Annotated in this window: 17 protein-coding genes and 1 pseudogene; 8 read left to right on the top strand and 10 right to left on the bottom strand. The window is 68.9% G+C overall.

Annotated elements, in window-relative coordinates; translation table 11 throughout:
* Positions 1-600: pseudogene (locus B116_RS27775) on the top strand (hypothetical protein); the annotation flags it as partial.
* Positions 584-1,276 carry a class F sortase gene (locus tag B116_RS0105745; RefSeq protein WP_027659448.1) on the top strand — a complete coding sequence of 231 codons (693 nt, stop codon included), beginning with the start codon at positions 584-586 and terminating at the stop codon, positions 1,274-1,276. The pseudogene B116_RS27775 and the gene B116_RS0105745, both read left to right, overlap by 17 nt.
* A gap of 55 nt (positions 1,277-1,331) precedes the next feature.
* On the opposite strand, the gene B116_RS0105740 is transcribed toward B116_RS0105745, so the two are convergent.
* The 6 genes from B116_RS0105740 to B116_RS0105715 all read right to left on the bottom strand — a co-directional run bounded on the left by B116_RS0105740 (position 1,332) and on the right by B116_RS0105715 (position 12,951).
* Complete coding sequence (locus B116_RS0105740; protein ID WP_027659447.1) at positions 1,332-6,389, bottom strand: NAD-glutamate dehydrogenase; 5,058 nt, start codon at positions 6,387-6,389, stop codon at positions 1,332-1,334.
* Between the two features lie 323 nt (positions 6,390-6,712).
* Complete coding sequence (locus B116_RS0105735; protein WP_027659446.1) at positions 6,713-7,840, bottom strand: arginase family protein; 1,128 nt, start codon at positions 7,838-7,840, stop codon at positions 6,713-6,715.
* Positions 7,841-7,903: 63 nt separating this feature from the next.
* Positions 7,904-8,806 (bottom strand): tetratricopeptide repeat protein, encoded by a 903-nt coding sequence (locus B116_RS0105730; protein WP_027659445.1) that lies wholly within the window; start codon positions 8,804-8,806, stop codon positions 7,904-7,906.
* Positions 8,807-8,919: 113 nt separating this feature from the next.
* Positions 8,920-10,608 (bottom strand): acyl-CoA mutase large subunit family protein, encoded by a 1,689-nt coding sequence (locus tag B116_RS0105725; RefSeq protein WP_018720382.1) that lies wholly within the window; start codon positions 10,606-10,608, stop codon positions 8,920-8,922.
* Positions 10,609-10,700: 92 nt separating this feature from the next.
* Positions 10,701-11,711, bottom strand: a complete 1,011-nt coding sequence (gene meaB, locus B116_RS0105720; protein ID WP_027659444.1) for a methylmalonyl Co-A mutase-associated GTPase MeaB — start codon at positions 11,709-11,711, stop codon at positions 10,701-10,703.
* A 40-nt stretch (positions 11,712-11,751) separates the two neighbouring features.
* The gene (locus B116_RS0105715) at positions 11,752-12,951 is read right to left on the bottom strand and encodes an acetyl-CoA C-acetyltransferase (protein WP_018720384.1); all 1,200 of its coding nucleotides are present in this window, start codon (positions 12,949-12,951) and stop codon (positions 11,752-11,754) included.
* A gap of 402 nt (positions 12,952-13,353) precedes the next feature.
* Here B116_RS0105715 and mce point away from each other — a divergent pair, with 402 nt between their 5' ends.
* From mce to B116_RS0105690, 5 genes are all read left to right on the top strand, one after another.
* Complete coding sequence (gene mce / locus B116_RS0105710) at positions 13,354-13,827, top strand: methylmalonyl-CoA epimerase (RefSeq protein WP_026321380.1); 474 nt, start codon at positions 13,354-13,356, stop codon at positions 13,825-13,827.
* A gap of 310 nt (positions 13,828-14,137) precedes the next feature.
* Positions 14,138-15,493 carry a crotonyl-CoA carboxylase/reductase gene (ccrA, locus tag B116_RS0105705; RefSeq protein WP_027659443.1) on the top strand — a complete coding sequence of 452 codons (1,356 nt, stop codon included), beginning with the start codon at positions 14,138-14,140 and terminating at the stop codon, positions 15,491-15,493.
* 297 nt (positions 15,494-15,790) lie between these two features.
* Positions 15,791-17,077 carry a DivIVA domain-containing protein gene (locus tag B116_RS0105700; protein ID WP_018720387.1) on the top strand — a complete coding sequence of 429 codons (1,287 nt, stop codon included), beginning with the start codon at positions 15,791-15,793 and terminating at the stop codon, positions 17,075-17,077.
* Between the two features lie 162 nt (positions 17,078-17,239).
* Positions 17,240-19,570 carry a hypothetical protein gene (locus B116_RS0105695; RefSeq protein WP_027659442.1) on the top strand — a complete coding sequence of 777 codons (2,331 nt, stop codon included), beginning with the start codon at positions 17,240-17,242 and terminating at the stop codon, positions 19,568-19,570.
* 103 nt (positions 19,571-19,673) lie between these two features.
* On the top strand, positions 19,674-20,771 hold the full coding sequence (locus B116_RS0105690) for an AI-2E family transporter (protein ID WP_027659441.1): 1,098 nt from the start codon (positions 19,674-19,676) through the stop codon (positions 20,769-20,771).
* 13 nt (positions 20,772-20,784) lie between these two features.
* On the opposite strand, the gene B116_RS0105685 is transcribed toward B116_RS0105690, so the two are convergent.
* The 3 genes from B116_RS0105685 to B116_RS0105675 all read right to left on the bottom strand — a co-directional run bounded on the left by B116_RS0105685 (position 20,785) and on the right by B116_RS0105675 (position 23,853).
* The gene (locus B116_RS0105685; RefSeq protein ID WP_018720390.1) at positions 20,785-21,585 is read right to left on the bottom strand and encodes an alpha/beta hydrolase; all 801 of its coding nucleotides are present in this window, start codon (positions 21,583-21,585) and stop codon (positions 20,785-20,787) included.
* Positions 21,586-21,656: 71 nt separating this feature from the next.
* Positions 21,657-21,983 carry a hypothetical protein gene (locus tag B116_RS0105680; RefSeq protein ID WP_018720391.1) on the bottom strand — a complete coding sequence of 109 codons (327 nt, stop codon included), beginning with the start codon at positions 21,981-21,983 and terminating at the stop codon, positions 21,657-21,659.
* A gap of 79 nt (positions 21,984-22,062) precedes the next feature.
* Positions 22,063-23,853 carry a 3-hydroxyacyl-CoA dehydrogenase family protein gene (locus B116_RS0105675; RefSeq protein ID WP_018720392.1) on the bottom strand — a complete coding sequence of 597 codons (1,791 nt, stop codon included), beginning with the start codon at positions 23,851-23,853 and terminating at the stop codon, positions 22,063-22,065.
* 212 nt (positions 23,854-24,065) lie between these two features.
* On the opposite strand from B116_RS0105675, the gene B116_RS0105670 reads away from it, so the two are divergent.
* Positions 24,066-25,562 carry an aldehyde dehydrogenase family protein gene (locus B116_RS0105670; RefSeq protein WP_018720393.1) on the top strand — a complete coding sequence of 499 codons (1,497 nt, stop codon included), beginning with the start codon at positions 24,066-24,068 and terminating at the stop codon, positions 25,560-25,562.
* Between the two features lie 35 nt (positions 25,563-25,597).
* Here B116_RS0105670 and nucS read toward each other — a convergent pair whose 3' ends face one another.
* Positions 25,598-26,257, bottom strand: coding sequence for an endonuclease NucS (gene nucS, locus B116_RS0105665; RefSeq protein ID WP_018720394.1), 660 nt, complete (start codon positions 26,255-26,257; stop codon positions 25,598-25,600).
* Between the last annotated feature and the right edge of the window lie 34 nt (positions 26,258-26,291).

Genomic DNA, 26,291 nt, shown 5'->3' with positions numbered 1-26,291 from the left:
TACGACCACAACGGCCGCGACCACCACGAAGACCGCGACCACAAGGACGACTGGGACGACAAGCGCCACGACTACAAGGGCGACTACGACCACAACGGCCGCGACCACCACGAAGACCGCGACCACAAGGACGACTGGGACTCCGACAGCCGCGGCGACTGGGACAGCGAGGGGGAACGTCGGCACTCCAGCGGCCCAAGGTCCGCTGAGGACACCGAGGCGGAGTGGGGAGGTCAGGCGGGCGGACACCACGACGACCGCGACGAGCGGCGTGGCCGCGACGACCGGCACGGCGACGACCGCGACGACCGACGTGGCCGCGACCACGACGGGGACCGCTGGGAGCACAAGCGGGACTACGTCTACTACGGCGAAGCCGAGGTGGACAAGCACGCCAAGCCGGGCACCTACAAGCTCAAGGGCTCGTGCGGCGAGGGTGAACTCGTTGTGCTGCCACGGGGCGGGGTTGACGGCGGTGACGGCGGCATGAGTGCCGGCGACAACCGGGGCCTGGCCGTCGGTGGAGCTGGTCTGCTCGGTGCGGCCGCCCTGGGCGGTCTGGTGCTGCTGCGGCGCCGAACCGATGGTTCCCTGGTCTGAGGGGACGACGACCCGGGCCGGTGGCCGTCACGGACTCCCGTGGCGTGCCGCCGGCCCCATCGTCGTCGTCCTGCTCGCCCTGTCCGGCTTCGGCCTGATCGGGGCGTCGTTTACGGAGAGCCCCCCGGACCGTCCCCCGCAGCCTCCCGCGCTGGCCGACTCTCCCGTCGGGGCAGCGGCCATCGGGCCGGACACCGCCCAGCCCGCTCCGTCCGGCCGCCCCCGCTCCGCTCCCAGCCAGATCGTCATCCCCAAAATCGGGGTCAACGCATCGATCATGAAGATCGGGACCAATCCGGATGGGACAGTCGAGGTGCCTCCGCTCGACCAGGCGCAGCTGGCCGGCTGGTACGAGCCGGGAGCGAGCCCCGGCGAAGTTGGCAATGCCGTGATTGTCGGACACGTCGACTCGGCGGAGCTCGGCCCTGCGGTCTTCTTCTCCCTCGGTGAGCTGCGACCGGGCGACACAGTTGGCGTGATCCGTGAGGACGGCGAGCAGGTCGACTTCACCGTCGAGTCGGTGAAGTCCTATCCGAAGACCGAATTTCCGGCCGAACTGGTCTACGGCTCCACCGACCAGATCGGACTACGGGTGGTGACCTGTGGCGGCGTTTTCGACGAGGCGGCCGGCAGCTACCCGGACAACATCGTCGTGTTCGCTACCCAGGCCCAATGACCCAGGGATCGGGTGTCCCGGCGGCCGAGGTCCGGCCGCCGGGACAGCCCGCAAGTCAGGACGCCGCCGAGGTCCGCACCAGGGTCCGGATCTGACGTAGCAGCACCGATAGGGCGGCCAGGTCGGCCCGGGACTCGTCGAACTCCCCCATCGCCCGCTGTGCACGGTGGATCGAGGTAGCGTTCGACTGCTCCCACTGCTGCACCCGTTCCACTGGTGGCAGATCGCCCGGGGTACCGCCCAACACTTCGGTGGTCAGCGCGGCGAGCGCGGCGTACAGGTCGTACCGCAGCGCCATCCGGGCCAGTGTCTGCCACCGGTCCTCTCGCGGCAGCAGCGAGATCTTGGACAGCAGCGAGTCGACCCGGAACCGGTCCGACAGGACGAAGTAGACCGATGCGACTTCGGACACGTCCCGCCCACTGCCCGCCGCGGTCTCGACGACGTCGAGCAGGCCGAAGCTGTATATCAACCGGACCGTCTGCTGCGCCAGATCCCGCGGCAATCCCTTGGCGACCATCGCCTCGATGTGCGCCGCGATTGCCTCCCGTTCGCTGCCGTAGAAGAGCGTCTCCATCCGCGGTAGGAGGTGGGCGACCCCGTCACGCAGCCGCGCGATCTCCGCCGGCACGTCGATCGGAGAGCGACGGTTGGTCACCAGCCACCGCACCGCCCGGTCCAGTAGACGCCGGAAATCCAGGTAGACGTCGGTCTGCAAGTCAGGGGCGACTCGGTTGTCCAGCTCCTCGACGGCGTTCCAGATCCCGCGCAGTCCGAACACCTCGCGGACCACCACGTACGCGCGAAGCACGTCGGCGGCGCTCGCCCCGGTCTCCTCGACCACCCGGTAGACGAACGAGATGCCGCCCCGGTTGATCGTCTCGTTCACCAACATGGTGGTGACGATGTCCCGGCGCAACCGGTGGCGGGACATCCGCTCGGCGAACCGCTCCCGCATCGGCGTGGGGAAGTAGTTGACCAACAGCTCAGTCGTCCACGCCTCGTCGGCCACGCCTTCCGCCAGGATCTCCTTCTCGAGCACGATCTTGACGTACGCGAGAAGCACCGCGAACTCCGGTGCGGTCATCCCGGACTCCATCCGGACGGCCAGTTCCTCGTCCGGTGGCAGCGCCTCCAGCGCCCGGTCCAGGGCACCGGAGCGCTCCAGGTCAACGATCATCCGCCGGTGCACCGGCAACAGCGACGGCGCCTGGGCCTGTGCGTTGCTGATCGCCCGCGCCTGGTCGTAGTTGTCCCGCAGCACCAACTCGGCGACCTCGTCGGTCATCTCGGCGAGCAGCTTGTCCCGCTCACCAACGGTCAGCTCCCCGTCGGCGACCGCCGTGTTCAGCAGGATCTTGATATTCACCTCGTGGTCCGAGCAGTCCACCCCGGCCGCGTTGTCGATGAAGTCGGTGTAGATCCGACCACCCGCCTCGGCGTACTCGATCCGGCCAAGCTGGGTGCAGCCCAGATTGCCTCCCTCACCGACGACCCGGCAGCGCAGGTCTTTGCCGTCAACTCGGATCGCGTCGTTGGACTTGTCCCCGACCTCGACGTTGGTCTGGCTCGAGGCCTTGATGTAGGTGCCGATGCCGCCGTTCCAGAACAGGTCGACCGAGGCGGTGAGGATCGCCTTCATCAACTCCAGCGGGCTGAGCTGGGACACGCCGTCCTCGATACCGAGCGCCGCCCGTACCTCCGGCGAGATCGGCACCGACTTCGCGGTACGGAGGAACACACCGCCCCCCTCGGAGATCAACTCCGGGTTGTACTCCTCCCACGTCGACCGAGACAAGTCGAACAGCCGCTTCCGCTCCACCCAGGAGGTGGCGGCGTCCGGATTCGGGTCGAGGAAGATGTGTCGGTGGTCGAAGGCGGCCACCAGCCGGATGTGCCGCGACAGCAGCATCCCGTTGCCGAAGACGTCACCGGACATGTCGCCGACGCCGACCACCGTGAATTCCTGGGTCTGGGTGTCGTGCCCCAACTCACGGAAGTGCCGCTTCACCGACTCCCAGGCGCCGCGGGCGGTGATCCCCATCTTCTTGTGGTCATAGCCCGCGGACCCACCGGAGGCGAACGCGTCGCCCAGCCAGAAGTTGTGGGCCGTGGAGATCTCGTTGGCGATGTCGGAGAAGGTGGCGGTGCCCTTGTCCGCCGCGACAACCATGTACGGGTCATCCCCGTCGTGGCGAACCACATCCGGCGGCGGCACGATCTCGCCACTGACGATGTTGTCGGTGGCGTCCAGCAGCGCGGAGATGAACTCCTTGTAGCAGGCCACGGCTTCGTCCCGGTCGCCCGGCTTCTGCTTGAGCACGAAGCCACCCTTGGCACCAACGGGGACGATCACCGCGTTCTTCACCATCTGTGCCTTGACCAGCCCGAGTACCTCGGTACGGAAGTCCTCCCGCCGGTCGGACCAGCGCAACCCGCCCCGGGCCACCGGCCCGAAGCGCAGGTGCACCCCCTCGAACCGAGGCGAGTACACGAAGATCTCGAACCGGGGCCGCGGCGCCGGCAGATCCGGAATCGCCTGCGGATCCAGCTTCAGGGCGACATACGGCTTCGGCCGCCCGTCAACGCGCTTCTGGTAGAAGCTCGTCCGCAGGGTGGCCTGGATCAGCGTCAGGTACGACCGGAGGATTCGGTCCTGGTCGAGACTGGCCACGTCGTCGAGCGCGGCACGCAGCTCGGCGACCAGCTCCTTACTCTGCTGCTGACGCTGCTCGGGGCTCGTTGAGCCCGGCGCGAATCGGGCCTCGAAGAGCCGCACCAGCAGGGCCGCGATCCGTGGATACGCGATGAAGGTCGACTCCATGTAGTCCTGGGAGAAGACCGTGCCCGCCTGACGCAGGTACTTGGCGTACGCCCGCAACACGACCACCTGCCGCCAGGTGAGGCCGGCGCGCAGAACCAGCGCGTTGAAGCCATCCACCTCGGCTTCACCCCGCCACGCCGCCGCGAAGGCGTTCTCCACGTGCGGACGAACCTCGGCCAGTTCCTGGTGCCCCTCCGGCAACCGCAGGCCGAAGTCGTACAGCCAGATCCGACCGTCAATGCGCTCTACCTCGTACGGGTGCTCGTCAACCGCACTCACCCCGAGCGAGTGCAGCACCGGCAGCACCGCCGAGAGCATCATTGGCTCGCCGTACCGGTAGACCTTGAACCGGACGTCCATCGACTCGTCGCCGCCGGCCACCCGACTCGCCGCCCGAGGCGCCAACTGCTTCCGGAACAGGTGCATCTCCAGCTGGCCGGGCTCCTCCAGCAGCTCCAGCTTCGCCAGGTCCTTCATCGCCTCGTACGGCGTGTGCCCGTCCTTGTAGCCCTCCGGGAAAGCGTCGGCGTACCGGGAGAAGAGGTGCTTGGCCTGCTCGTCGCCGAGCTTGCGCTCCAACACCAACCGGTAGTCGTCGTCCCAGAGGCGAGTGGCGTCGGCCAGCTCCTCGGCGAGCAGGTCGGCGTCGATATCCTCCGGTGGCTTGGTCGGATCTGTGCGCACGATGAAGTGCACCCGGGCCAGCATCGACTCGGTCACCCGGGTGGTGTAGTCGACCCCGACCCCATTCAGCTCCCGGAGCAGAATGTCCTGCATTCGCAGCCGGTTCTGGGTGGTGAAGCGATCCCGCGGCAGATAGATCAGGCAGGAGATGAAGCGTCCGTACGCGTCCCGGCGCAGGAACACCCGCAGTTGACGGCGGCCCGCCATCCGCAGCACACCGATCACCGCGTGGTACAGGTCATCGGTCTTGATCTGGAACAGCTCGTCGCGCGGATAGGTCTCCAGGATCTGGAGCAGATCCTTGCCGGAGTGGCTACGCAGGCTCAGCCCGGAACGATCGACCACCTCCGCCACCTTGCGCCGTACCACCGGCAGCTCCTGCACGCTGGTGCGGTACGCGGCGGTGGCGAACAGACCGATGAACCGACGCTCCCCGACCACCTCGCCGGCCTCGTCGAACACCTTGAAGCCGATGTAGTCCAGGTACGCGGATCGGTGCACGGTAGCCCGTGAGTTCGCCTTGGTGATGACCAGCAGGCGCTTCTCGGTGACCCGCTGGTGTGCCTCGGGCGTCATCGACGACAACGCCCGGGACTCCGTGGAATCCGAGCGCAGGATCCCGAGACCGGTGCCGAGCACCGCCCGCAGGGCCTTGCCGCCCGCCTCTCCCTCGGCGTCTACCAGGCGATACTCCCGGTAGCCGAGGAAGGTGAAGTGGTCGTGGGCGAGCCAGCGCAGCAGCTCGACCGAGTCGGTGATGTCCTTCTCCGGCACCGGCGGCCGGTTCTCGCTGTTCCGCGCGGCCGCCAGCTCGTCGGCGAGCGTCAGCGCCTGCTGACGCATCCGGGGCCAGTCCTCGACCGCCTCCCGCACGTCGGTGAGCACGCGTTGCAGCTCCCGACGCAGGTTGTCCCGGTCCGCAGCGTCCCGGACCGGGTCGATCTCAATCCGCATCCAGCTCTCGATCAGGCCGCCGGTGGTCACCTCGTCGGGCTCCACGTCGGCGGCCACCTCGATCAGCCGGCCCAGCGGCTCGCGTCGAATCACCAACAACGGATGGACCAGTAGGTGCACATCCAGGTGATGCGAATTGAGCAGCGCGGTCACCGAATCCACCAGGAAGGGCATGTCGTCGGTGACGATCTCGACCACCGAGTGGTGCTGATCGGCATCCGGCTCCTGGATGCGCAGTTTGAGTTCGCCCGGTACCCGCTGCTCGGCCAGCTCTCGGTGCGTACGCACGGAGTCGAGCATCTCCTCGGCGGTGAAGCCGATCAGTTCCTCATCTGGCGCGAACCGCCAGTATCGGCGGACCAGCGACGCCGAGTCGTGGTCGTCGCCAGCGAGCGCGATCGCCTGCGCCACCAGGCGCTCCGCGTTGGGTACCGTCTCGTCGAGGTCCGAATCCTCGGCGTCCTCCCCCAAAGCGCTGGCGGGCAGGCCCAAGTCGTAGATCGAGTCGATGCTCGAACCGGTCAGGCCGGTCACACCAGTCTCGACGTGACCGAAGCCGTCGGAATCGGTTGCCGAATCGAAGTTGTCGTCCCGGCCGGTATCAACCTGCCGGAGGTCGGGTCCCGGTTTGGTAGCCGGACGCCGGTCCATCGGTGCCACTCCCCTCGACCCACCGCGTCGTGGGTCACTCTGCGCCCAGCCTAGGCCCTGCCTATCCGCGCCTTGGTCGGCGGACCATCATCCGGACGTCCGGTTCGGGACTGCCGTCTTTCACCTACTGCGATAGGGGTCGACCCACCCCGGGTTACCCCACCTCCGGATGTTCATCACCCAGTCGGGGCCCGTCTTCGGCCTCTCGACCGCCAGCCGGGGGACGAACGGGCCGGCACAGCCGCATTACGGTGCAGAAGGGCCAGGATTCTGGGGGCTACCGAGGCGACCAACCGGCGTCCGCCGATTGGTCGCCTCCGGGTCTACGGGTGCCTGGGGTCTGCTGCAAGCGCCGCCGGATCAGCAGGCACCGCCGGATCAGCAGGCACCGCCGCGCCAATCGACGGCTCCCGGGGCTGCTCCACCTCGGCCGGCCCACCCTGGTTGACGAGGAGGACCGGCTGCTCCGGGCTCCGGCGGCGCTCCGACCCCCGACGCGGCGAGGCAGCAATAGGCAGCCGGGGCCGGACGGATCCCGGCGCGGTGACCGGGCGGAGACCCCCGACCAGGGTGTTAACGATCTCGGCAGCGTACGACCCGTCCGGGTCGTAGTCCGGGTCAAAGACGGTCAGCTCGACGCCGAGACAGTGCGGGGTGTCGACCAGGCCGGCGAGAAGATTCTCCAGTTCGGCGAAGGCGATTCCGCCCGGGTCGGGAGCGTCCACGGCGGGCATCACGGCCGGGTCCAGCACGTCCACATCAACATGCAGCCAGTAGCCAGCGCAGTGCGTGAGCTGGTCGTGCGCCCACTGCGCGGTACGGGCCGCACCCTCCGCGCGCAGCGCCGGCACCGGTCGGGTAGTGATCCCGGCGGCCTGGAGGTCGAGCCGGTAATCGTCCTGCGCCCGGATGCCCAGCACTACCACGTCGATGTCCCGAAAGTACGGCCGCCGACCTTCAATAGCGGTCAGATCGAGCTGACCACGGCCGGTGACCAGGGCCAGCCCCTCGCCGGCCGCCGCGCCCACGTAAGAGGCGTTGCCGGGGTGCCGAAAATCCGAATGCCCGTCCACGAAGACGAGCCCGATCCGACCACCCACCGCCGCACCGAGCCGATGCATGGCCAGCGCAGAGCCGAGTACGACCGAGCAGTCCCCACCGAGCACCAGCGGGAACTCGCCTCGGTCTATCACCATTCCAATCCGGTCAGCGAGCGCCACCGAGTAGTTAGCGATCTCATACGCGTGACATACGCCATCTCCGGGCCGCCAGTCGCCCGGGTCATACCGGGACGGGGTCAGGCAGCCGGCATCCCGGGCCCGGAGCCGGCCGAGCAGGCCCTGATCGCGCAGGGCACCAGGAGCCTTACCGCAGCCCGGCACCGAGGTGGCCGTGGGCGGGCGCAGCCCGAGGTTGGTGGGCGCGTCGAGGACGGCGATCCGGCGCATCAGGGGCTCCCGTCCTCAAGCTCGTGCGGGCCGGTCGTCACACCGGCCCGCGCCGACGTGACTGGATCAGAACAGGGCGCTGGCCAGTGCCCGACGGGCCAGCGCCACCGCGGCATCTTCGGGGCCGGCGATGGTGAAGAGGCCGACTAGGTGCTGACGCACCTTCTCGCGGTCCTCGCCAGCGGTACGGCGAACCAGCCCGACCAGACGTTGGTAGGCCTGCTCCGCCATCCCACCGAGCACCTCGACATCGGCGGCGAGCAGCTGGGCGTCGATGTTGTCGGCGGCCGCGGCCGCCGCGGCGAGCGCCGCCTGCGGGTCGGCACCGGCGACCCGACGGGCAAGCCCGACCTGGGCCAGCCCCGCCTCCGCCGCGGCGTCCGATGGCGCCTCAGCCAGGATCTTGCGGTACGCCTGCTCCGCCGCGTCCAGATCACCGTTGAGCAGCGATTCGTCGGCCTCGTCCAACCGTGGGTCGGCCGTCTCGGCCACGCTCGCGCCACCAGCCTTGAGAACCGCCTGGATCCACTGCCGCAGCTGCGCCTCGGGCACCACCCCGGAGAACGCGTCGACTGGCTGGCCGCCGACCACCGCGTAGACCATCGGGATGCCCTGCACCCGGAACATCTGCGCCAACCGGGGGTTGGCATCCACGTCGACCTTGGCCAGCACCCAGGCGCCACCGCCCTCGACGGCGAGCCGCTCGAGCACCGGCGAGAGCTGCTTACAGGGTTCGCACCACTCGGCCCAGAAGTCGACGACCACCGGCGTGCTGAGCGACCGTTCGAGGACCTCGGTCTGGAAGGTCGCCTCGGTGACATCAATGACGGCGGCAGTACTCCCGGCGGCGTCATCGGACGGGCCGGACTGGGCGGACGCGGGGGCCGGGGAGGGTGCGGGGGTGCGCAGCGCGCTGAGGTCTACCGCGCCGCGGGTAAAGATCGACGGGGTGATCCGTGGGTCGCTCATGGTTACCTAGTCTCGCACGGGTGACGCCAATCTCCGCCCTTCGGCGACGCCGAAGGTCACGGTTCTCACGCAGGTCACCACACCTCCCCGCCGCGCCGCGCCGATGCCGGTGGTCAGAAGCGAGCCGGTTCGCGGTAGACGCCCCACTCGAGGCGTAGCGCATCGCAGATCTCGCCCAGGGTCGCCTCGGCACGGACCGCGTCGAGCATCGCCGGAATCATGTTCCCGCTGGTCCGGCTGACCGCGACCATCCGCTCCAACGCCGCGCTGACCTCGGCGTCATCCCGAGCTTCCTTCCGCTCGCCGAGCGTGCGCCGCTGTTCCAGCTCAACCTCGTGCGAGATCCGCAGGATCTCCAGGTCCTTGGCGACCGTACTGGTGTGGCAGTTGACCCCGACGATCTTCTTCTCGCCCTTCTCCAGCGCCCGCTGGTAGGCGAACGCCGCCTCGGCGATATGCCCGGTGAACCAACCATCCTCAATGCCCCGCAGGATTCCCGAGGTCATCGGACCGATCTCGTGCGGTCCCTCACCACCGAGTTGCCGGATCCGGGCGAAGATCTCCTCCGCCTCGGCCTCGATCTTGTCGGTGAGTGCCTCGACGTACCAGGAGCCGCCCAGCGGATCGGCCACATTGGTGACCCCGGTCTCCTCCATCAACACCTGCTGCGTCCGCAGGGCGATCTCGGCCGACTCGTCGGTGGGCAGCGCCAGGGTTTCGTCGAGGGCGTTGGTGTGCAGTGAGTTGGTGCCGCCGAGCACGGCCGCGAGGGCCTCCACTGCCGTGCGGACCACGTTGTTGACCGGCTGCTGTGCAGTCAGCGAGACCCCAGCAGTCTGCGTGTGGAAGCGCAGCCACTGCGCCTTCTCACTGGTGGCGCCGTAGACGTCGCGCAGCCAGCGAGCCCAGATCCGGCGCGCGGCACGGAACTTCGCGACCTCCTCGAAGAAATCCACATGGGAATCGAAGAAGAAGCTCAGGCCGGGGGCGAAGACGTTCACGTCGAGGCCGCGGGAGAGGCCCAGCTCGACGTAGCCGAAGCCGTCGGCGAGGGTGTACGCCAGCTCCTGCGCGGCCGTCGAGCCCGCCTCCCGGATGTGGTAGCCGGAGACGGAGAGCGGTTTGTACCGAGGAATCTCCCGGGCGCAGTACTCCATCAGGTCGCCGATCAGGCGCAGGTGCGGCTCCGGGTCGAAGAGCCACTCCTTCTGCGCGATGTACTCCTTGAAGATGTCCGTCTGCAGGGTGCCATCCAGGCGGGAGAGGTCCGCTCCCTGCCGCTCGGCAGCGATCAAATACATGCAGAAGACCGGAACGGCCGGCCCGGAGATGGTCATACTCGTCGTGACACCGGCTAGGTCGATGCCGTCGAAAAGCACCTCCATGTCGGCGGCGCTGTCCACCGCGACCCCACAGTGCCCGACCTCGCCGAGTGACTGCGGGTCATCTGAGTCGCGTCCCATCAGCGTGGGCATATCGAAGGCGACGGAGAGGCCACCACCCCCAGCGCCCAGGATCATCTTGTAGCGCTCGTTGGTCTGCCGGGCATTACCGAAGCCGGCGAACTGCCGGATGGTCCAAGCCCGCCCCCGGTAGCCGGTCGGGTGCAGACCACGGGTGTACGGGAACTCACCCGGCCAGCCGATCCGCTCAAAGCCGGGGTGGTCCTCCCCCTCTGGCGGCCCATACACCGGGGCAACGGTCATCCCGGAGAGCGTGGTGAAGTCGGCATCCCGTTTGCGAGCGGCATCGTAGCGGTCCTGCCAGCGTCTGCGTCCAGCGGCGATCTCGTCGGCGTTCATCCGCGGGGCTCCTCCTCGGGTCTTCGACTCCACCTCCGAGTGTAGATCCCATCCTGAACGATCGCTAAGGACGTTCGTACCGGCCGGTAGGGTTACCCGGTGCTATCGCCGGCGATCTGGGCGAGGAGCTGATCAGCAGCCGCGTACGGGTCGAGCGAACCCGCGGCCACCTGGGAAGCGAGCGTCGACAGCTCCGTGCCGTCACGCAGCGAACCGATTCGGTCCCGGAGTACGCCCAGCGCGATCGCCTCCACCTCAGCAGCGGCCCGTGCCTCCTGGCGACGACGCAGTTCACCCCGCTCGACCAGCCAACCCCGGTGCTTGTCGAGAGCCGCGGCGACGTCGTCGATTCCCTCGCCGCGGACGGCGACAGCGCGTACCACTGCGGGCCGCCACTGCCCCGGCCCTCGCTCCCCCAGCGCGATCATGCCCTGGATGTCCCGGACCGTGGCATCGGCGCCATCCCGGTCGGCCTTGTTAACCACGAACACATCGGCGATCTCAAGGATGCCGGCCTTGACCGCCTGAATCGCGTCCCCCATTCCGGGCGCAAGCAGCACAAGGGTGGTGTCCGCAAGCGAGGCGACCTCGACCTCTGCCTGGCCCACGCCGACGGTCTCCACCAGAACCACGTCGCAGCCGGCGCCCTCCAGCACCCGAACCGCCTGCGGCGTTGCCGCCGAAAGTCCGCCGAGGTGCCCCCGGCTGGACATGGAACGGATATAGACCCCGGGATCGGTGGCGTGGTCCTGCATCCGGACCCGATCGCCGAGGATCGCCCCACCGGTGAAGGGGCTGGACGGGTCGATGGCCAGCACGCCGACCCGGTGCCCCCGGGAGCGCAGCGCTCGCACCAACTCGTTGGTAGTGGTCGACTTTCCCACCCCGGGCGAACCCGTCAGGCCGACCACCTGGGCCTGGCCCGCGTACGGGGCAAAAGCCGCCGCAATCAGCGGCAGTGTCGCGTCCCCGGATTCGACCAACGTGATGAGCCGGGCGACCGCGCGGGGGTCACCCGCGCGGGCTCGCTCGACGAGCATGGGAATGTCCCGGCTGCGACGCACCGGCGGCGCGGCCGGGACATTGTTGACGGCGTCAGTCATGGTGCCTTTCGTTCCCGACCACGGGGCTCGCCGGTCCGGCTCACCCCTGGCTCTCGGCCCCCGCTGGGACGTGGATGATCAGCGCGTCGCCCTGGCCACCACCGCCGCAGAGCGCCGCCGCGCCGGTGCCGCCACCGCGCCGCTTGAGCTCCAGCGCCAGGGTCAGGACCAGCCGGGCACCGGACATACCGATCGGGTGCCCAAGGGCGATCGCACCGCCGTTGACGTTGACCTTGTCCGGGCTGACCCCGAGGTCACGGATTGACTGAATGCCCACCTGCGCAAACGCCTCGTTGATCTCGATCAGATCCAGATCATTGATGGTGAGGCCCGCCTTCCGGAGCGCGTGGCCGATCGCGTTGGACGGCTGCGAGTGCAGCGAGTTGTCCGGGCCGGCGACGTTGCCGTGCGCACCGATCTCGGCCAGCCAGGTCAGCCCCAGTTCCTTGGCCTTGGCCTTACTCATCACCACGACGGCAGCAGCGCCGTCGGAGATCGGCGACGAGCTGCCAGCGGTGATACTGCCGTCCGGGGCGAAGGCCGGGCGCAGCTTCGCCAGCGACTCCGCGGTGGCGTCCGGACGAATGCCCTCGTCCTCGCTGATCACCAGCGGCTCGCCCTTACGCTGCGGAAGAACGACCGGGGTGATCTCTTCGGTGAAGTGCCCGTTCTTCTGGGCGGCAGCAGCACGCTGGTGGCTTCCCGCGGCGAAAGCATCCTGCTCCGCACGGCTGATCCCCTTGGTGCTGCCGTGCCGCTCGGTCGACTCCCCCATCGAACAGCAGTCCCAGGCGTCGGTGAGCCCGTCGAGGGCCATGTGGTCCTTGATCACCACGTCGCCGTACTTGTAGCCACCCCGCTGCCCGAGCAGTAGATGCGGGGCATTGGTCATCGACTCCATGCCGCCGGCCACGACGACGTCGAACTCCCCAGCCCTGATCAACTGGTCGGCCAGGGCGATCGCGTCCAGCCCGGAGAGGCAGACCTTGTTAACAGTCAGCGCCGGAACAGAGAGCGGAATGCCCGCCTCGGCGGCCGCCTGCCGGGCCGGAATCTGACCGGCTCCCGCCTGCAGAACCTGCCCCATGATCACGTACTGGACCTGGTCGGGAGCGACCTCGGCACGCTCCAGCGCTGCCTTAATCGCCACGCCACCCAGCCGGGTCGCGGAAAGATCCTTGAGGTTACCCAGCAGTCGCCCCATCGGGGTTCGAGCGCCGCTGACGATCACCGAAGCCATACCTGCCTCCGAGGGTGCCGACCTGTACGCCTTAACGATTGTTAGGACGCACCTTAGCTTCTGGGAGCAGATCGACGACGGTGACCCCGCGCACATCGACGACACCCGGCGGGCCACCCCGGTGTGCGGCTACTCATCGCCCCGCCGCGCAAGGAGCACTGGAGCTCCTGCGCGACCGTCCGGACAGCGTAGCGGCTCGCACCCAGTCCCGCAGGCCCCGACCGCAGTCCCGGCACCCCCAACGTCGATACAGCCCACCGGCACGGGCGACCGCCGCAGCCTTCCGTGGCACAGCTCCGCACCCTTCCCACAGCGTGAGATAGCCACCCGGCCGCGCTTCCCGCGGCGTGAAAAACCCAACCGGCCGCGCTCCGCACACACGTGTTCGGCCAGACTGACGCCATGGCCCAGAATCCCCCCGTCGAGTCCGCTGCGGACTACGACACAGACATCGGACTGCGCCGCATCGACCACGTCGGTATCGCCGTACCCGACCTGGACGAGGCGATCGACTTCTACCAGCGCGCCTTCGGCATGCGGTGCGTACACACCGAGACAAACGAGGAGCAGGGCGTCCGCGAGGCGATGCTGGCGGTCGGCCCAACCGCCGCCGGCGGCTGCGTGCAGCTGCTCGCCCCACTCTCGCCGACGTCCACGATCGCACGGTTTCTCGATCGACAGGGCCCGGGCGTGCAACAGGTCGCCTACACGGTCGCCGACATCGACGCCGCCTGCACGAAGCTACGCGAGCGGGGACTCCGCCTGCTGTATGAGCAGCCGAAGCGAGGTACCGCGAACTCCCGGATCAATTTCGTCCACCCGAAGGACGCCGGTGGCGTCCTGGTCGAGCTGGTCGAGCCCGCCGCGGACCACTGAGGCAGGGGCCCGCCCTGCTTCCTGCCGGGCCGGGCCCACCCCCACCGTCCCCGGTCCCGAGCCGCCAAGTAGCCGAGCTACCGAGCTCGACTTTGCGCAGTTTCGCACCCCACCGGACAACATCGCTCGTCAATCGATGCACTTTTTCACACAGCACTTCCGGGGATAGCTACTGTTCAGTAGCGTCCGCCTCCACAACAGCGCGGTCGATGCCGGATGCGTCGATACCGAAACGGTGACTGACACACCGGGCGCCGACGATGACAGGCCCCTGCCGGCAACGCGCGGGGCAGACGAACGGGAGGTCGAAGTGCAGGACATCCTCGAAACGATCATGGCTGCGGAGGGTTCGGCGCAGCCCGAACGTGAACTCGCTGGTGTTGCCCGGCTCCCGATTCCGCAGTCCTACCGAGGCGTGGTCGTACGCGCCGAGGAGACCCAGATTTTCGACGGGATGGCCACGCGGGACAAGGACCCGCGCAAGGCGCTTCATGTCCAGAACGTGCCGACCCCGCAACCCGGTCCCGGCGAGGCACTGGTCGCGGTGATGGCCAGCGCCATCAACTACAACACGGTCTGGACGAGCATCTTCGAACCACTACCGACCTTCAAGTTTCTCCAGCGCTACGGCCGGCTCTCCGAGCTGACCAAGCGACACGACCTGCCGTACCACGTGGTCGGTTCGGATGCGGCCGGCGTCGTGCTACGCACCGGCCCCGGCGTAACCCGGTGGCAGGCCGGCGACGAGGTCGTCGCCCACTGCCTCTCCGTGGAACTGGAGGACGCCGCCGGACACGACGACACCATGCTCGACCCACAGCAGCGAATCTGGGGCTTCGAGACCAACTTCGGCGGTCTGGCCGAACTGGCGATCGTTAAGGCCAACCAGCTCATGCCGAAGCCCCGCCACCTCAGCTGGGAGGAGGCGGCGAGCCCAGGGCTGGTGAACTCCACCGCGTACCGCCAGCTCGTCTCCCACCACGGCGCCAACATGAAGCAGGGGGATGTCGTGCTGATCTGGGGGGCCTCCGGCGGTCTGGGCAGCTACGCCACCCAGATGGCGCTCACCGGCGGGGCGATTCCGGTCTGCGTGGTCTCCTCGCCGGAGAAGGCGGAGCTGTGCCGGCGGATGGGCGCGGAGCTGGTGATCGACCGGGCAGCCGAAGGCTTTCAGTTCTGGAAGGACGAGCAGACCCAGGACCAGGACGAGTGGCGCCGCTTCGGTGAGCGCATTCGCGAGCTGACCGGCGGCGAAGACCCCGACATCGTCTTCGAACACCCGGGGCGGGAGACCTTCGGAGCCAGCGTCTTCGTCACCAAGCGCGGCGGCACTGTGGTCACTTGCGCCTCGACCAGTGGCTACCAGCACCAGTACGACAACCGCTACCTCTGGATGCACCTGAAGCGGATCGTCGGCAGCCACTTCGCGAACTACCGGGAGGCGTGGGAAGCGAACCGGCTGATCGCCCTCGGCAAGATCCACCCAACCGTGTCGAAGACCTACAGTCTGGAGCAGACCGGCCAGGCCGCATATGAGGTACACCGGAACGCGCACCAGGGCAAGGTCGGGGTCCGGTGCCTTGCTCCGGAGGACGGCCTCGGTGTGCGCGACCCCGAGTTCCGCGGGCGGCACGAGGCAGCGATCAACCGGTTCCGCGGTCACTGACCATACGGCGAGGCTCGCCACCAATGTGGCGTCTGGGTTCTTTCCATTCGCTGGACAGGATGCCCATTCGCACGAGACCGGCGAACCCGGTACCGGCTCCGAACGGAATGGGGTCGCGGGTCCTTGCTCGCGGCCCCATTCCCGGAGCCACACTTCAGACCGTCACGGCGTCCGAGAGCTGCCAAGATCGCCGATTGGCCCGGCCGCTGCGGTCCAACTGGGTTGACCATGTAATGAGGACGTCAAAGGTCGGGGCGCTCTTGCGAAGGACCCCAGGTCGTCTGCCAGTATGTCCCAATGCCCCAGCAGCAGTCCTCCCCTCTTGCGTTCTTCGATAACGCGAACAGCCAGCCGGACTTCACCGTCACCCTGCGCGGCTACGACAAAGGTCAGGTTGACGACTTCCTTGGTCGGCTGAGCGCCGCGCTGACCCAGTCCGAGCAGGCCCGCGCCGAGGCCGAGCAGCGAATGAACGACGCGCAGCGCCGGCTCCGCCAGGCCGAGCAGCGGATGACCGCCCTCGAGCAGAAGCTCTCCGAGGCCAGCAAGCAACTCGAAGAGAACAATCGGCCGACCCTCTCCGGCATCGGCACCCGCGTTGAGCAGATCCTCCGGCTCGCCGAGGAGCACGCCAACGACCACCGCAACGAGGCGAAGCGGGAGTCCGAGGGCATTCTCTCCGCCGCCCGCCTCGAGGCCCGGGAGATCACCGACAAGGCGCGGGCCGAGGTGGCGGCGATGAAGGCCACTGCGGAGCGGGAGGCGGGCAACGTCCGGACCGCCGCCGAGCGGGAGGCGGCCGAGGTCCGCGTCCAGGCCCGCCGCGAGGCCGACACCCTGCGGTCCGACGCCGATCGGGAGACCAAGCAGCTGCGCACCGTCACCGCGCACGAGGTCGCCGAGCTGAAGTCCACCGTCGAGCGGGAGGTCTCCACCCTCCGCGCCACCGCGGAACGGGAGATCACCCAACAGCGGGCGAAGGCCGCCCGCGAGGCCGAGGAGAAGCGCGCTGAGGCAACGAAGCTCCTCACCGACGCGCGGGACAAGCGGGACAAGGACCTACAGGCCCTTGAGCTGCAGCTGGCCGAGCGGCGGGAGAAGGCCGAGCGCGAGGAGTCGGAGCGGCACGCCACCCAGGTCGCCCAGACCCAGAAGCTGGTCAACGAGGCCGAGGAGCGGGCACGGGCCGCCCAGGAACGGGCCAAGGAGATCGAGCAGCGCGCCGAAGCACGGCGGATCGAGTCGGAACGCACCGCCCATGACACGGTCGAAGAGGCCAAGGCGACCGCCGAGAAGAGCCTGAACGAAGCGAAGACCGAGGCAGGGCGCCTGCTCACCGAGGCCCGCACCGAGGCCGACCTGGCTACTCAGACGGCCCGCCGCGAGGTCGAGGATCTGACCCGCCAGAAGGACGCGGTCACCTCCCAGCTCGGCCAGATGCTCTCCGGGCTCGCCGGCATCGTCCCGGGTACGGGGCCGGACGCCGCCGCTGCGGCAGCCTCCGCCGTGGCCGCCGCCACGGGGTCGAAGTCGGAGGCCTCAGCGGAGGAGAAGAACCGCGAGAGCACCGGCTCCCCCAGCTGACCAGCTCAGCTGGGGCCAGTTCCACCACGCGGGGCGACGCTGGGCATCCGGGTGTCGCCCCGCGCCGTACGTGGTTCCAAGTCCGGATCGCGCCGGTTGAACCGCTGCATCCGACGAGTCCGTATCGCCCCAAGAGGGCCGATTGCGTGTGAGGATGGGGGCATGTCGAACGGCGAGGAACTGTTCGCTCTCGGCGGGGATGTGACCACGGAGCCCAGCTTCGAGGCCGGCCTGCGGGGGTACGTGAAGGGGCAGGTCGACCGGTACGTCGCTCGCGCCGAGCACGAGATCGCCACCCTGACCGCAGAGCGAGAGCAGGCCTACACCCAAATCCATAAGCTGGCCGGCCAGGTGGAGGTTCTTCAGCGGGATCTCGCCCAGGTACGCAAGCAGGTCGGCGTGGTGGACCGCGCCTCCTTCCGGCACCTTGGACCCCGCGTCGAACAGGTCCTCACCCTCGCCGAAGAGCAGGCCGAAGAGATCCTCGCCGCCGCGAACAAGGAGATCGAGTCCCGCCGAGCCGCCGCCGAACACATCATTGACGAAGCGCGGGCGGAGGCGGCCAAAGCAGTCAAGGACTTCGAGCTGGCCCTGGCCGCTCGCCGCGCCGAGGAGGAGCGGCACACCGCAGCTCGGAAGGCGGAGGCAGACGCCGCGGTCAAGGCCGCGGCCAAAGAGGCCGACGCCAGGGTCAAAGCCGCAACCGAACAGGCCGACGCCAGGGTCAAAGCCGCAACCGAACAGGCCGACGNCACGGTCAAAGCCGCAACCGAACAGGCCGAGGCCGCGGTCAAAACCGCAACCGAACAGGCCGAGGCCGCGCTCAAAGCCGCGACCGAGGAGGCCGCCCGGCTACGCAAGACCGCGCAAGGGGCGCTGACGAAGGCCCAGCAGGAAGCCACCCAGCTGCGGGACACCGCCAAAGAGGTGCACACGCGGGCCCAGCAGGAGGCGACGAAGCTGCGCGAGGCGGCCCGCGAGGCACAGGCCAAGGCCCAGCAAGACGCGACCGAACTGCGGGAAGCCGCAAAGGAGGTGCAAGCCAAGGCGCAGGAGGAGTCCAGGCGCCTCGTGGAACAGGCGACCGAGGCGAGCCGGGCCACCCACGCCAAGGCCCAGCAGGAGGCCAAGCAGATCGTCGACGACGCCAGCATCGCCGTCCGGGCCACCCAAACAAAGGCCCGCCAGGAGGCGGAGTTGCTCGCCAAGCAGGCCGCCGACGCGGCGAAGCGGCAACGGGCCGAGGCCGAGGCGTACGCGCAGCAAGCGCGCACCGAGACCGAGGCGTATGCCCGGGAAACCCGAGCCCAGACCCAGCAGGAGCTGGGAGCGTGGCGGGCGGGGGTGGAAATGGAGGTCAACAACCGCCGGACGGCGGCTGACCGCGAACTGGCCCAGCGCCGGGCCGCCGACGACCAGGAGTTCGCCAGCCGCCGCGACGAGCTGGAGCAGCGGCACGACTCCCGGCACACCGAGTTGGAGCAGCGGTACACGTCCCGGCAGCAGGAGCTGGAGACCGAATTCACCACTCGACAGCAGGAGCTGGAGACCGAATTCACGACCCGGCAGCAGGAGCTGGAGACCGAATTCACGACCCGGCAGCAGGAACTGGCGACCGGATTCACCACTCGACAGCAGGAGCTGGAGACCGAATTCACCTCGCGCAAGACCGAGTTGGAGTCCACGTACACGGCCCGCCGAAACAAGATCGAGGGTGCCGCCGAGAGTATCCGGCGGACCGCCGAGCAGGATGCCCAGACCCTACGCGAACGTGCGGAGCAGGAAGCGTCGGAGCTGCTGAGGCAGGCCGAGGCGGCGGCGGCCGAGCAGCGCCGTACCGCCGACGAGTACGCCGCTACCTCCCGACGCCAGTTCGAGGAGTACGCCGCTACCACCCAGCAGGCCCTGGCCACCACCCAACAGCACCTGGCGGCGACCCAGCAGGAGGCCGCAACCAGCCGGCAGCAGCTCGCCCAGGTGATGCTGGAGATCGCGCAGGCGCAGCAGCAGCTCGCTGACCTGCGGCAGGAGACCTGGCGATCACGCCAGGAGTCCGACGACCTGCAGCGACAGCTGACGGAACTTCGGCTGGAGTTGACCGGTGCGGCGAAGCCTGCCCCGGCCGGCCCCACCGACAGCGATTCCGACAATGGTCGAGCCCGCACGGCCGTACCGGCGCCGCCAACTGGCGACCGGACCGGTGTGGGCAAGGTCGAACCGGCGGAGGCCGGCCAGCCGGCCCGCGGACGGATCGAGCCGGCCGTTGACGAGTCCGCAAAGGGCAGTGTGAAGTCGGTTACCACCAAGGACGGTGATGAGGCCAGCGCCGGGGTGGACGGGGAGCCGACCGTCGCGGCCGTACCCGGTGAAGGGGGTCGGGCAGCCGCCCCCACAAAGATCACCAGTACCGGAGAGAACAACAACCGGCCGGCGAAACCCACCACCGACGAGCGCAGCTCCAAGCCGAGCAAGGTCGTCGTTGACAAAGAATGAGCCGACCGGCTGGACAGCGGTGCCGCGCCCGGTTCTCCACTGCCGACGGCTGAGCGAGGCGCGGCGGGCCCGTCGCGGCGCTGGGCGGGCGGCCTGAGCTTCGGTGGCACCGGGCGAGCCGGATTCGCAGCAGCACCGCGCCAACCAGGGGTCCGGGCGGTTCGGCGTACCGGGGCTGCCCCTGCGGCGGAGCAGCTTCCTCGTTGGCTTCACCGGCGGGCTCGGGGCGCTGCTGGCCTACGCCCTCTTCCTCGGCCTACGCAATGCCGCCGGCTTACTCGTCCCCGTAGTAATCGCGCTCTTCCTCGCCGTCGGGCTCTATCCGGCGGTGACGCGGCTGCGCCGGCTCGGACTGCCCCACGGGCTGGCGGTCGCGGTCGTCATGCTGACCCTGCTCCTCCTGCTTTGCAGCGGCGTGGTCGCCCTGGTGCCACCGATTGTCACCCAGTCCAACCAGTTCATCGAGCAGTTCCCCAGCTACCTGGAAGCGCTACGGCGTAACGAGACCATCAACGAGCTGATCGAGCGGTACGACCTGGTGGAAAGGGCGCAGCAAGCCGCGGACACCGACGCCCTCGGCCAGGCACTCGGCGGAGTACTCGGCGGCGCCCAGCTCATCTTCGGCACCGCCTTCCGGACCCTGACCGTACTCGTCCTCACCATCTACTTCCTGGCGTACTTCAACCGGCTGCGGTCGCTCGGCTACGCGCTCGTCCCCCGGTCCCGTCGAGATCGGGTACGCCTGATCGGCGACGAAATCATCGTCAAGGTCGGCGCGTACATCGTCGGGGCGCTCATCATCGCCGTCCTCGCCGGCACCACCACCTTCGTCTTCGCGTTGATTGCCGACTTGCCGTACCCGTTCGCACTGGCCGTCGTGGTGGCGGTGGCCGACTTGATCCCGCAGATCGGCGCCACGCTCGGGGCGGTGATCGTGAGCCTGGTCGGCTTCGCCACGGACCTACCGGTGGGGATCGCCTGTGTGCTGTTCTTCCTCGTCTACCAGCAGGTGGAGAACTACCTGATCTACCCGAAGGTGATGCGCCGATCGGTACAGGTCAACGAGGTAGCGGCCCTGGTAGCGGCGCTGCTCGGCGTCGCCCTGATCGGCGTGGTGGGCGCTCTCATCGCGATCCCCACCGTCGCGGCGTTCCAGCTGATCCTGCGCGAGGTGGTTATCCCGCGCCAGGATTCCCGCTAGGCGGCGATTCCCGCTAGTCGGCCGCGGGACCCGGCACCGGCCGATCGGCGAAGGCCGCCACCGTGCGATCGGCGTACGCGCTGACATCGCCGGTCTCCAGTGGGCCGTCCCAGGTCGTCGGCAGCGGTACGGGGACGGTGGGGTTGACCCGCCGGACGATCTCGTCGAGGACGGTCTCGGCGTCACCGACCCACAGGTGTTTGGCGCCCGGCACGCCGACCACCTCAGCCTGTGGCACAGCGGCGAAACGCTCCCGCGCCTCCTCGGGCCGAAGGTAGTCGTCGAACTCCGGCACCAGCGCCGTGATCGGCTTGTCGGTGGCGGCCCAGTTCGCCAGGTCTTCGGGGCCGGAGAACCGTAGCGGTGGGGAGAGCAGGAGGGCACCCGTCACCGCCGGGTCACAGCCGTACCGCAGGGTCAGGTCAGTACCGAAGGACCAACCCAGTAGCCAGATCTCCGGCAGCTCGTGGAACTCCGCGTACTCGATGGCGGCGGCCACGTCGTATCGCTCACCGACCGCGTTGTCGAAGGTCCCCGCGCTGGTGCCGCGCATGCTGGTCGTGCCCCGGGTGTTGAAACGCAGCACCGCCAAGTCAGCCAGGGCCGGCAGGCGCCAGGCGGCCTTGCGGAACACGTGGCTGTCCATCATCCCGCCATGGGTGGGCAGCGGATGCAGGCAGACCAGCGTGGCAACCGGCGCGCGGTCGGCCGGGCGGGCCAGCTCACCGACGAGTCGCAGCCCGTCGGCGGTGTGCAGCTCGATCTCCTCTCGGCGACCGGGCAGGATCGACGAGGCGCGGATGGGTGTGCTCACCCGCCCAGTCTCCCCCGTCACCGGGCCGGCAACCCGGCCGGGGTCGGGAAGAAGGCGCTCGAGGTCGTGTCTCAACCGTGGCGGGGTGCGCTGCGGCCCCGTTGCACGATCGGTGCCCGCCGGTCCCGGGCCCGCCAACAGCCGCTGTGCCAGTGCCGGCGGTCGGTCAGGTCCCCCCATCCCTGGGCGGGCCACGCCACGACATGCGCCACACCGGGTCGGATCTCCTGGTCGCAGCCGGGGCAACGGTAGGTCTTCACCGACGCGCCGCCGCTGATCAACCGAACCTGCCAGTCGCCGTCCCGCCACCGCTGCACCGACTCGGCCCCCTGCCGCAGCCGCGCGGAATCCAGCTGCCCGCTCTCATCCTGGCGGGATCGGTTACGACGAGGGCTCACACCCTCCAGCGTACGGCGGGACGATGCCGTGCGGCGTCGGCGGGCCGGCGACGCGACCGGCCCGCACCTGCCCTACCGCTCAGCGACGAGTGTGATCGCGGAAGCCCCGGCCAGCCTTCCGGCCCAGATAGCCGGCGGTGACCAGGTGCTCCAGCAGCGGAGCGGGGGCGAACCCCGGCTCACGCAGTTCCAGGTACAACTCCCGCTGAATAGCCAGGGACACGTCGAGGCCGACCACGTCCAGCAACTCGAACGGACCCATCGGGTATCCGCAGCCGAGCTTCATCGCATGGTCGATGTCGTCGGCGGTCGAGTAGCTCGCCTCCAGCATCTTCACCGCGTCGTTGAGGTACGGGAAGAGCAGCGCGTTGACGATGAAGCCGGAGCGGTCACCGCAGACCACACCGGTCTTGCCCAGCTCCCCGCAGACCGCCTTGGCGGTGGCAGTGGTCTCCGTCGACGTGCGGATGGTCTGGACGATCTCCACCAGCGACATGACCGGTGCCGGGTTGAAGAAGTGCAGGCCGACCACGTCCGCCGGACGCTGGGTGGCCATCGCGACATCGATCACCGGCAGCGACGAGGTGGTGGTGGCGAGAACGACACCGGGCTTGCAGATCTCGTCGAGGCTGGCGAAGAGCGCCTTTTTGACACTCAGCTCCTCGATGACCGCCTCGACCACCAGGTCGACGTCGGCGAGGTGCTCCAACGTCGCCGACCACGTGATCCGGCCCAGCGCGGCGTCCCGGTCGGCCTCGCCCAGCTTGCCCCGCACCACGCCCTTGTTTAACGAGGTCTTGACCGCCTCGAAAAGCTTGGCGGACTTCTCCGCCCCCCGGGTCACCGAGACCACCTCGTAGCCAGCCTTGGCGAAGACCTCGATGATGCCGGTCGCCATCGTCCCGGAACCGACCACACCGACCTTCGCGATGCCCCGGGCGCGGGCCTCGAGCGTCGACTCCTCGCTCACCGGTGTCTGGTCGTCCGGTACGACTACCGGCGAACCGGGCCGCTCGTAGGTGTAGAAGCCGCGCCCCGACTTCCGACCGAGCAGCCCGGCGGTGACCATCTGCTTGATCAGCGGCACCGGGGCGTGTCGCCGGTCCCGGCCGCCCCGCCGGTACATCGTGTCCAGAATCTCGTACGCGGTGTCCAGGCCGATCAGATCCATCAACGCCAACGGGCCCATCGGCAGACCGCAGCCGAGCTTCATCGCCGCGTCGATGTCCTCCCGGCTGGCGTACCGCGCCTCGACCAGGCTGACGGCATGGTTGAGGTAGCCGAAGAGGAGGGCGTTGGCGATGAAGCCAGCTCGGTCGCTGATCGTCACATCGACCTTGCCCAGCCGTGCGCAGAGTGCCTCCACGTCGGCAACAACCTCGGCCGAGGTGACCACCGTCCGGACGATCTCCACCAGCTTCATGATCGGCGCTGGGTTGAAGAAGTGGATGCCGATGACCTGGTTGGGGCGGGTCGTGGCCACCGAGATCTCGGTAACCGACAGCGACGAGGTGTTGGTGGCCAGAACCGTCTCAGGCTTGCAGACCCGATCCAGCTCCGCGAAAATCTGCTGCTTCAGATCGAGGTGCTCGGGAACTGCCTCGATCACCAGGTCGACCGAGTGCAGGGCCGCCAGCCCGACCTGCCAGTTGACACGGGCCAGGAGCGCGTCCCGGTCCGCGGCCGCGAGCTTGCCCTTGGCGACCGCCCGATCGGTCGACCCGGTGAGGGTGGCTCGGCCGCGCTCCAGCGCTGCCTCGGTCACCTCGACTGCGACGACGTCGATGCCATTTCGGGCGAAAACTTCAACGATGCCGGCACCCATGGTGCCCAGACCCACCACACCCACACTGGCGAACTCGCGCGTCACGCCAAGCCTCCCTGGTCAGCTCCAAGCAGCCGGCCTCAATGGCCACTAAGGTATGCGCGCGAGTCTGCCATGCGCCGCAAGGTTGTCGAGATGCCGTGGGGTTTGTCACGGTGTCGCGCTGACACCGCCGGCGCACGCCGAGGCCGGTGCGCACCGCAAACGGACGTCGCCTGCCCTACCGGTGAGTAGCAAGCCGGGTCTAAACTTCCGCCATGACGGCTGTACATGTTCCGGGCACCCCGGTGATCGAGGATGGTCGACTCGTGTCGACGAACCCGGCGACCGGCGCGGAGGCCGGGCGCCTGCCGGTCGCGTCCCCCGCCGAGGTCGAAGCAACCGTCGCCCAGGCCCGCGCCGCCAGCGGGTGGTGGGCCGGGCTCGGCGTCGCCGCTCGACGGGAACGGCTGCTGCGCTGGCGGACCCGGCTGGCATCCCGAATCGAGGAGCTCGCCGAGCTGGTCCACGTCGAGGGCGGCAAGCCCGTCGCCGAGGCCGTCGTCGAGGTGGTCACCGCCATCGAGCACCTGGACTGGGCCGCGCGCAACGCCAAGCGGGTGCTCGGTCCCCGCCGGGTACGGTCCCGGTTGATGCTGGCGGAGTTCTCCGCCCACCTGGAATACCAGCCGTACGGGGTGATCGGCGTGATCGGCCCGTGGAACTACCCCGTGTTCACCCCGATCGGCTCCATCGCCTACGCCCTGGCCGCGGGCAACGCCGTGGTCCTCAAGCCCAGCGAGTACACCCCGGCCGTCGGCCAGTGGCTGGTGGACAGCTTTGCCGAGGTCGTCAACGAGGAGCCGGTCTTCTCCGCGGTGCACGGCCTCGGTGACGTCGGTGCGGCGCTGTGCCGATCCGGGGTCGACAAGCTGGCCTTCACCGGGTCCACAGCGACTGCTCGAAAGGTCATGGCTGCCTGCGCCGAGTCCCTGACCCCCGTGCTCATCGAGGCCGGCGGGAAGGACGCGATGATCGTCGACACCGACGCTGACCTGGACGCCGCGGCCGCGGCAGCCGTCTGGGGCGGTCTCACCAACGCCGGCCAGACCTGCATCGGCATCGAGCGGGTCTACGCCGTCGAGGGGGTCTTCGACGGCTTCGTTGACCGGGTGGTCCAGCGGGCCGGACGACTCACTGTGGGCGCCGACGGCACCGACATCGGTCCGATCACCATGCCGAGCCAGCTGGAGGTGATCCGCCGGCACATCGACGACGCGCTGGCCCGCGGTGGCCGGGCGGTCCTCGGCGGGGCAGACGCGGTGCAGCCGCCGTACGTGCAGCCAACCGTGCTGGTGGACGTGCCGGAGGACTCAGCCGCCGTACGCGAGGAGACCTTCGGCCCTACCCTGACCATCAACCGGGTCCGCGACGTTGACGAGGCGGTCGCCCGAACCAACGCGCTGCGATACGGGCTCGGCGGCTCGGTCTTCGGCCGGCGTCGGGCGATGGCGGTCGCGCAGCGGCTACGCTCCGGAATGGCCTCGGTGAACTCGGCCCTGACCTTCGCCGGGATGTCCACCCTGCCCTTCGGCGGCGTGGGTGACTCCGGTTTCGGGCGTATTCACGGCGCGGACGGGCTGCGGGAGTTCGCCCGCCCCAAGGCCATCACCCGACGCCGCGCCCGGTCACTGCTGCCCGCGACCACCTTCGACCGCACCGACGCGGACATCGCCCGACTGGTCAAGATCGTCAAGCGCTTCTACGGCCGCTGACCCGCTCCGCGGCGCCCTGCCCCGGCGCGGGCGGCTCAAAACAGGGTCAGCTCGTCCCGTTCGATGCCGCGCAGCTTGTCGTAGTCCACGACCACGCAGCGGATTCCCCGGTCGGTGGCGAGCACCCGCGCCTGCGGCTTGATCTCCTGCGCGGCGAAGACGCCCTGCACCGGCGCGAGCAGTGGGTCCCGATTGAGTAGTTCCAGGTAGCGGGTGAGCTGCTCCACACCATCGATCTCACCGCGACGCTTCACCTCAACCGCGACGGCGCCCTGCGCCGCGTCCCGGCACAACAGATCCACCGGGCCGATCGCCGTCATGTACTCCCGGCGAACCAGCGTGAAACCCTCACCCAGCGTCTCCGGGCTGGCCGCCAGCAGCTCCTGAAGGTGCGCCTCCACGCCATCCTTACGCAGGCCCGGATCGACGCCCAGCTCGTACGCGGTGTCCTGGAAGACCTCCTCCAGGGTGATCCGTAGCTCCTCACCGGCCTTGTTGACCACCCGCCAGACGCCGGGGGCCTCCTCCAACCGACACGGGGGGCTCATCCAGTTCAACGGCTTGTAGGCCCGGTCGTCGGCGTGGATCGACACCGACCCGTCCGCCTTCACCATCACCAGACGGGTGGCTAGCGGCAGGTGGGCCGAGAGCCGTCCAACATAGTCAACAGAGCACTTCGCAATCACCAACCGCACCCGACGAGGGTAACGGAACTACTGCTCCGGCAGG

Source organism: Salinispora fenicalii, from assembly GCF_000514815.1.
Classification (GTDB): Bacteria; Actinomycetota; Actinomycetes; order Mycobacteriales; family Micromonosporaceae; genus Micromonospora; species Micromonospora fenicalii.
Note: the sequence above shows the minus strand (reverse complement) of the source record. Positions and strands in the feature narration are given on the sequence as shown.

Excerpts from the sequence above, each read along its gene's own strand:
- meaB (WP_027659444.1), bottom strand. The coding sequence starts at position 11,711 with ATGACTGACGCCGTCAACAATGTCCCGGCCGCGCCGCCGGTGCGTCGC.
- B116_RS0105725 (WP_018720382.1), bottom strand. The coding sequence starts at position 10,608 with ATGAACGCCGACGAGATCGCCGCTGGACGCAGACGCTGGCAGGACCGC.
- B116_RS0105715 (WP_018720384.1), bottom strand. The coding sequence starts at position 12,951 with ATGGCTTCGGTGATCGTCAGCGGCGCTCGAACCCCGATGGGGCGACTG.
- mce (WP_026321380.1), top strand. The coding sequence starts at position 13,354 with ATGGCCCAGAATCCCCCCGTCGAGTCCGCTGCGGACTACGACACAGAC.
- B116_RS0105730 (WP_027659445.1), bottom strand. The coding sequence starts at position 8,806 with ATGAGCGACCCACGGATCACCCCGTCGATCTTTACCCGCGGCGCGGTA.
- B116_RS0105670 (WP_018720393.1), top strand. The coding sequence starts at position 24,066 with ATGACGGCTGTACATGTTCCGGGCACCCCGGTGATCGAGGATGGTCGA.
- B116_RS0105700 (WP_018720387.1), top strand. The coding sequence starts at position 15,791 with ATGCCCCAGCAGCAGTCCTCCCCTCTTGCGTTCTTCGATAACGCGAAC.
- B116_RS0105740 (WP_027659447.1), bottom strand. The coding sequence starts at position 6,389 with ATGGACCGGCGTCCGGCTACCAAACCGGGACCCGACCTCCGGCAGGTT.
- B116_RS0105745 (WP_027659448.1), top strand. The coding sequence starts at position 584 with ATGGTTCCCTGGTCTGAGGGGACGACGACCCGGGCCGGTGGCCGTCAC.